Consider the following 6,513-nt stretch of genomic DNA (forward strand, 5'->3'; position numbering starts at 1 on the left):
TCAAACAGCTCGATTGGCAGTTTCCGCAAGAATCCTCTTAATTTCAGCAGGAGTCAGATTCGGATTAGCTTGCAACATCAAAGCTATCACCCCAGCTACCTGCGGCACAGCCATTGAAGTACCCGCAAAATATTGATAGGGAATCCCCGGTTCAGAAAGCGGCACAGTTGAATAAACGTCACCAGAATCAGCCCTGCCACCGTCGCCGCCCGGAGCAACAAAATAATTAATTGCCTCCGCACCCGCCCGGTTAGAATAATCTGCAAACAAGCCGTTCCGGCTAACACCACCGACAGCAATTCCTACCTCATTGGCAAACCGAGCCGGATAATCCACCTCCGGGCGAGCATCATTTCCCGCCGCCGAAATCACGATCGCCCCTTGAGCTTCAGCGACTCGAATAGCATCCAATTCTTCTTCATTCAACTGGAGACCGCCCAAACTCACATTAATTATCTTGGCTCCATTTGCCACCGCATAATTAATCGCATTAATTTCATCCCTAATTTTCCCCACCCCCTCCTGATCGAGTATTTTCACAGCCATAATCTTCGCAGTTGGAGCCGTGCCAGTAATCCCAACCCCATCTTTTTTCGCAGCAACTAAACCCGAGATATGAGTGCCGTGACTGTTATCATCCATCGGGTCATTATCGCTGTTGACAAAATCCCATCCCCGGAAATCATCAACAAAGCCATTGTTGTCATCATCAACCCCGTTGCTAGCTTTATTGCGACCGGCCACGTCAACACCGCTTTCTCCCGCATTGCTCCAAATATTCCCCGTCAAATCCGGGTGATTGTAGTCAACTCCGCTGTCGATAACTGCCACCACAATTCCGTCTCCAGTCAAGCCCTTCGCCCAAACTTCTGGAGCTTTAATTAAATCTCTGCCCCACTCGTCGCCGCCCAAGTCGGGAACATCAGGAAAAGTTGCAGTACCTTGAGCTTTAGCAACTGCCGCCGCTGCATTCACCAAACCGAACCCAAAACGAGAGTCAAAACCCTGCAAGTTGCTCGGATTGTTAGGAGAAACAGTTGCAGGAGTTGCAGACAGATTTAGGTTAAAGTTTGTACTGCCTTGGTATTGATAAACTCGGACAAAGTAAGTGCCTGCTGCCAAAGCGTTGAGGTCGATCGACTCCGGCGATAAATCCGGTTCTTGAGAAGCAGCAATAATATCGGTAAAGTCAATAGAATTGTCGCCGTTGATATCTTTAATCACAGCAACGTCAACATCCGCCGTCAAACCGCTGACAGTTAATTTAAAGTCGCTAGTTGCAGGCAAAGTAAAGCGGTAAAGGCCGTCTGGCCGGGCGTTGCTAACCGAGTCTGCGATCGTTTGAGTGCCGGCCAAAACGCCTAAATCGCGAGCTTGATCCAGTTGGTTGCCCAATACGGTAGTTGCAGAGATGAATGTATTGGCAAGGTCTTGTGGAGATGCGTTGGCTACCAAGCCTAAAATAGCATTGGATTGGCGAATTTTAATTAATGTATTGGAAATACCCGGGGCGATCGAGATTTCTTCGAGAATCAAGTCAGCTTCGGTAAGATTGTCAGTCAGTCCGATCGAATCCACAAAACTGTTAAAGTCAGTAATAATATCTGCTGCCGCCGGATCGGAGACTGCGGAGTTGCTGCGGAGGACAAAGGTATCTGGGCCCAAACCCCCTGTCAGCGTATCTTTGCCCCCATCGCCCACTAAAACGTCGCTGCCGCCGCCGCCGTTGAGGCCGTCCTCTCCCTTACCTCCCTGCAAGGTATCGCTGTTGGCATCGCCAAACAGGATGTCGCTGTTGACACCGCCGTTTAGCAAATCGTTGTCCGCACCCCCGAACAGGGTATCGGAATTGCCACCGCCGAGAATGCGATCGTTACCATTATCGCCGCTGATGCGATCGGCATCCGACGCACCCACAATAAAATCGTTGCCTTCGAGGGCAAAAAGTCCGTTAGGATAAGGAGTCAAAAAGCCTGGTGTTAAAGTTAAACTATTGGGGCTATCGTCTAAAAGATACGAAAGACCATCAGAAGTCGGGCCGACCATAAAAATATACTCCTTAAATACGAGCTCTCTAAATTTTAAAGTTTAAATATCAATAGTCGGGACAAGATTTCGATATGAGGTGCTGGTAAACGAGAAAATGCGGGTTCCAGGGTTCAAGCGGGAACGAAATATCAATGCTTCCAACGTTCAAAAAAAACAGTCTGGAGTGTTGAAATATGAAATAGTGGTTAAGAAAGCAGTCATCCCAAATTCAAAATCGGGATCGGAAAATGGGAAAACAACACTTGCATCGAATTCAGAATTTTTTAAATCTCGCGAAATCGCATTTAAAGCCTTATTTGCGCTATGTGATTTTGGGCGGGACGTTTTTATTTATTGCCAAAGCTTTTTTAACTCACTGGCGAGAAGTCGCGAATATCCAAATTCGAGCCGAAAGTTTTCCGTTGCTGGCGATCGCCCTTGGCGTCACTTTATTTTCTCTAATTTTTGTCGGCTGGGTGTGGATGTTGATTTTGCGGGAATTCCGCCAACCTGTAACTGCCGCCTGGGCAATTCAAGTTTTTCTCAAAACTAATATTGCCAAGTATTTGCCGGGGAATATTTGGCATTTTTGGGGTCGAATATTGGACGCGAAAAAGGCAGGTATTTTTCCGAAAGCTGCTACTCTCAGCGTGTTGCTGGAACCGCTGCTGATGGCTTCTGCTGGCGTGCTGATTGGGTTGATTTGTTTTGACAAATTCAATTGGTTGTTGCGGCTTGTCGGTTGTGCTGCTATTTTGACGGCGATTCATCCCCGAATTTTAAATCCGATCGTTTTGTTTGTAGAGCGGTTGAAGTTATCAAAGAATAAAGGGGAAAATTCAAAGACTGGGGAGGCTGCGGGCGAGGGACTAAATATTCCTACAGAGTCTACTTTAAATTTAGCTAAAAAAACATCGAATGTCAAGTCCCGCCGCAAAATTAATTTGCCAATAAAACGCTATCCTTTAGTGCCGTTAATCGGACAAATGTGTTTTATCGGATTGCGGGGCTGCGGTTTTTTGCTAACTGTAATGGTTTTAACTCCGGTGAACTTTAGCAATATTCCCAACTTGTTAGGTGCTTTTTGTTTTGCGTTTGTTGTCGGTTTAGTCGTACCCGGAGCACCGGGGGGAATGGGAGTATTTGAAGCAACGGCGATCGCCCTGCTGTCCGATCGCTTTTCTACGGGTATAATTCTGAGTGCGGTGGCTTTGTATCGGATAATTAGCATTATGGCGGATGTTTCCGGTGCATTTTTAGCGAAGCTCGATCGCCAGCGAAATCAGCGCAGTCAAAAAAGGCGAATTTGAAATCAAATATTTGAGGAATATAATTTGCTGCGTTCGAGAAATCCCTGAATCTGGCAATGTAGTAAAAGCTATAATCAAAGTCCTGAGTGCCAAGTCACAGACTTAGGTAAATTACTTGAACTTTGGCTGACCGTGTAAATCCAATCATCTCAGTGGCAGCCAATTCATCACATTACAGGTTCTTTGAAATAATGACTCTAACCTCCGGTTAGCCATGACTCATAACAACAATAGAACGACAACAATTCGTTACCTTCTAATTACATCAGGTGTACTGGCGAGCGGTGGATTAGGCTATCTTGCTTATACCATGTTGCAGCAACCCAACGAAGTACGCTACTACGAATCCGAACAGCAATGTATTGTAGATGCGACGAACCAAAGCAACGGGTTCACCAAAGAGCAGTGTCAGGCCCAGTTCCGGTACGCCATGCAGGAATACGAACGCATTACGCCCGTGTATCGCACGCAGCCAGAATGCCAAGAAGACACAGCAAGCATTTGCTCGCAGGTATCGAATTCCAGCGTTGCTACCCCCGGATGGCGACCAGACTTCGGCGGCTTCTATTTCACCGATGATGTCGATGATGATGCCCCTCCAACAGTGGTCAACGGCGGCTCCAGCGGCTCCTACACGGTTTATCCAGTGCAACCCGTTTATCGCTCCAACATCGGAATTGTAACTCCAGAGAGAACCCAGATTACTCGTCCCCTACAGGGCATACCGCTAGATTCTCCCTACTTTTTCTCCAGTCGCGACACCCCAAATCGCCCCCCAGGCCACGCAGCTCAGGGAACCATCAAGGGACGAGGGAGCTTTGGTAATGCTGTCCGCTCCACGGCTCCTTTGGGAGACGGAGGCAAGTGATATCGATTCCGGTTGCACTCCTTATCATTGTTGACTGTTGACTGTTGACTGTTGACTGTAGAAGGAGGGGTCAAAAAAATGAAAATTGCGCTCCTGATTTGTTGGCAGCTTGATTCGACTTTATGCCCGAGGATGAAGCGCGGATTTGATATCATTGCGGCGCAGCCGGAATAGATATGATGCAAGCATTTTTGAGCGGCGATTCATCCCACAACTATTTTTTCTCTAGTTCTTTTCTCTGTTTTTGTAGATCCTTGAGTTCCACACCACTAGCAAGGCGCTTCAACCATGTATCCCTTTTTGTTTCAGCGACGACGCAACTGGCAGCAGCACGTATTAGATAACGCCTACCAATGTCAGCCTCTTGCAGACATCAACCAGCGCTACTGGGCAGAAGCATTACAGCGTCCCTTTGGGGTGATGTTTTCGCGCCAGGAAGAGGCGAGGATCTGGGATGCTACTGAGGCTCTTTGGGATATGTGTCGGGAGTTTTTGGACTGGTTTTTCACCGCCGATGGCCTAGAAAATCGGATGAAAAAACTCGCTATTCCCCCTGCTTTCTGGGAAGCAATTCAGGTTTCGTGGGATCGGGTTGACGAAGCAGAAGATATGTCTCTTTATACCCGTTTCGATCTTGCCGTCACTGAAGATGGAAAAATTAGCCTTCTAGAAATCAACGGCGAAACTCCTCTCTTGGGTGCAGAAACAGTCTATCAATGGCTGTGGTTAGATGACATGAAAAAACCAAGCCGAGATTTGCGATCGCTTCCCAACGATGCCAATCAGTTCAACAACTTTTGGGACGAAGTTGCGGGTCGATTCCGCACTCTAAGTCGCCATTATGATTTAAAGCAGTTCGGCCTGAGCTTGTTAATTGACGAGCATCTGTCAGAAGATACCGAGATGGCAGGACAACTGGTCGAAATTATTAATCAAGAATTGGGAAACGATCGCTTTTTTACCCAACTTGTAGGATTGCGCAACCATCTGGGCGTGGATGAAGAAGGATTTTTTGTCGATCAATTCAACAATCGGATATTGCGGCTGTGGAAAATTGTCGATTGGCTGGATTTGCAAATCGCAAGCGGATCTTTTAACGCAGATGAAGCCCTAGCATCGCGCCTGATAGCAGGGGACGTGAAAATCATTGAACCGCTGTGGAAACAGATTTTAAGCAATAAAGGATCGATGGTGTGGATGTGGGAATTATTTGGCAACCACCCAGTATACGCTCAATTCTTGCTACCCACTTTCTTCACAGATACTATCTCGCTCGAATCCACAGCATTACTGACCCAAATGCACGTCAAAAAGCCCCTCGTCGGTCTAGAAGGTGTTGGGGTTTCTATTGAAACAGGCGATTTTGTTGCCGGAGCCGTTCATACCCGCGAGGCGATGGGCTACGATCGCGAAGGATTCATTATTCAGTCCTATCAACCCTTGCCCGAATATTTTGGCTACCACTTCGTCGTAGGTTCCTGGATTGTCGGCGATACTCCATCTGGCATCGTATTGCGCGGAGATAGCAATCCGATCACTGGACGACATTGCTTAATCGTTCCGCATATCGTGAGCGATCGTCTGGTGAATACTTAAGTTCTAATTAGAAAAACTATGAAATTACAAACTCATGATGTCCGGGGAATTCCGATTCTTAGCAGTGAGTGGAGTGTAGATGAATTTATTGCCGATGAGTTGAAAATTCCCGAAGTCGCGCCTACAATTCAGGCTGGATTTATGGATCTCCTGAGCCGAGATGTGTTCTCTGAGGGAGACAGTCAGCCACTCTACGAGCATCTGCTATCTCGCAGTTCGGAGTTCTCGTTAGAATTCATGAGTGCGATCGAACTTTGGCTGCAAGACGAATTACGGCACTACGTTGCTCTACGTAAGGTCTATCACATGGTATCAGGTTTGTCCCCAGAGGCGATCGACCAAAAAAACCAGAGTCGGGTGCATGAACTCGAACCGATCTCGTTTCTGATTGAGAACGAATTCACCATTCTAGTTGGTTTAATGTTTGACGAAATGGGTTCCGTGTGGTCTTATCACCGGGATATTAAGGAATTCTACCAACACTATGGGAACGGCTTTGCTCGCGTAGGACATTTGGTAACGCAGGATGAGGGGCGGCATTTTAGGAATGCTGCGACTCTCATCCAACATCGCCATCCCGACAAAATCGATCGGATCGAACCCTTGTTAGAAAAGATTAGACCTCTTGCAAAAAAGATTTATGTTATAATTAGAGGTTTTAAATTTCATCCCCTAGAGCTAACTCATAATTGTAAATTGCTGACAACAAAT

General features: G+C 47.0%; 5 protein-coding genes. 4 read left to right on the forward strand and 1 reads right to left on the reverse strand.

From position 1 onward, the window contains the following. Complete coding sequence (locus QUA54_RS16810) at positions 1-2,046, reverse strand: S8 family serine peptidase (RefSeq protein WP_333415514.1); 2,046 nt, start codon at positions 2,044-2,046, stop codon at positions 1-3. Positions 2,047-2,276: 230 nt separating this feature from the next. Between QUA54_RS16810 and QUA54_RS16815 the strand changes: the two genes are divergently transcribed. The 4 genes from QUA54_RS16815 to QUA54_RS16830 form a co-directional block, all read left to right on the forward strand. Next, entirely contained in the window at positions 2,277-3,338 is a 1,062-nt protein-coding gene (locus tag QUA54_RS16815) for a lysylphosphatidylglycerol synthase domain-containing protein (protein ID WP_333415515.1), read from the forward strand. A 214-nt stretch (positions 3,339-3,552) separates the two neighbouring features. Next, positions 3,553-4,206, forward strand: a complete 654-nt coding sequence (locus tag QUA54_RS16820; RefSeq protein ID WP_333415516.1) for a DUF1190 domain-containing protein — start codon at positions 3,553-3,555, stop codon at positions 4,204-4,206. 288 nt (positions 4,207-4,494) lie between these two features. Continuing rightward, the gene (locus QUA54_RS16825) at positions 4,495-5,802 is read left to right on the forward strand and encodes a glutathionylspermidine synthase family protein (protein ID WP_333415517.1); all 1,308 of its coding nucleotides are present in this window, start codon (positions 4,495-4,497) and stop codon (positions 5,800-5,802) included. Between the two features lie 18 nt (positions 5,803-5,820). After that, positions 5,821-6,513, forward strand: a 693-nt coding sequence (locus QUA54_RS16830) for a hypothetical protein (RefSeq protein ID WP_333415518.1), incomplete at its 3' end; no start/stop codon positions are given.

Origin of the sequence: Microcoleus sp. MOSTC5 (assembly GCF_036701825.1) — a bacterium.
In the GTDB taxonomy this organism is placed as follows: Bacteria; Cyanobacteriota; Cyanobacteriia; order Cyanobacteriales; family Microcoleaceae; genus Microcoleus; species Microcoleus asticus.

What these genes read in the sequence shown, in the direction of transcription:
- QUA54_RS16815 (WP_333415515.1), top strand. Translation starts at nt 2,277, where the DNA reads ATGGGAAAACAACACTTGCATCGAATTCAGAATTTTTTAAATCTCGCG.
- QUA54_RS16820 (WP_333415516.1), top strand. Translation starts at nt 3,553, where the DNA reads ATGACTCATAACAACAATAGAACGACAACAATTCGTTACCTTCTAATT.
- QUA54_RS16825 (WP_333415517.1), top strand. Translation starts at nt 4,495, where the DNA reads ATGTATCCCTTTTTGTTTCAGCGACGACGCAACTGGCAGCAGCACGTA.
- QUA54_RS16810 (WP_333415514.1), bottom strand. Translation starts at nt 2,046, where the DNA reads ATGGTCGGCCCGACTTCTGATGGTCTTTCGTATCTTTTAGACGATAGC.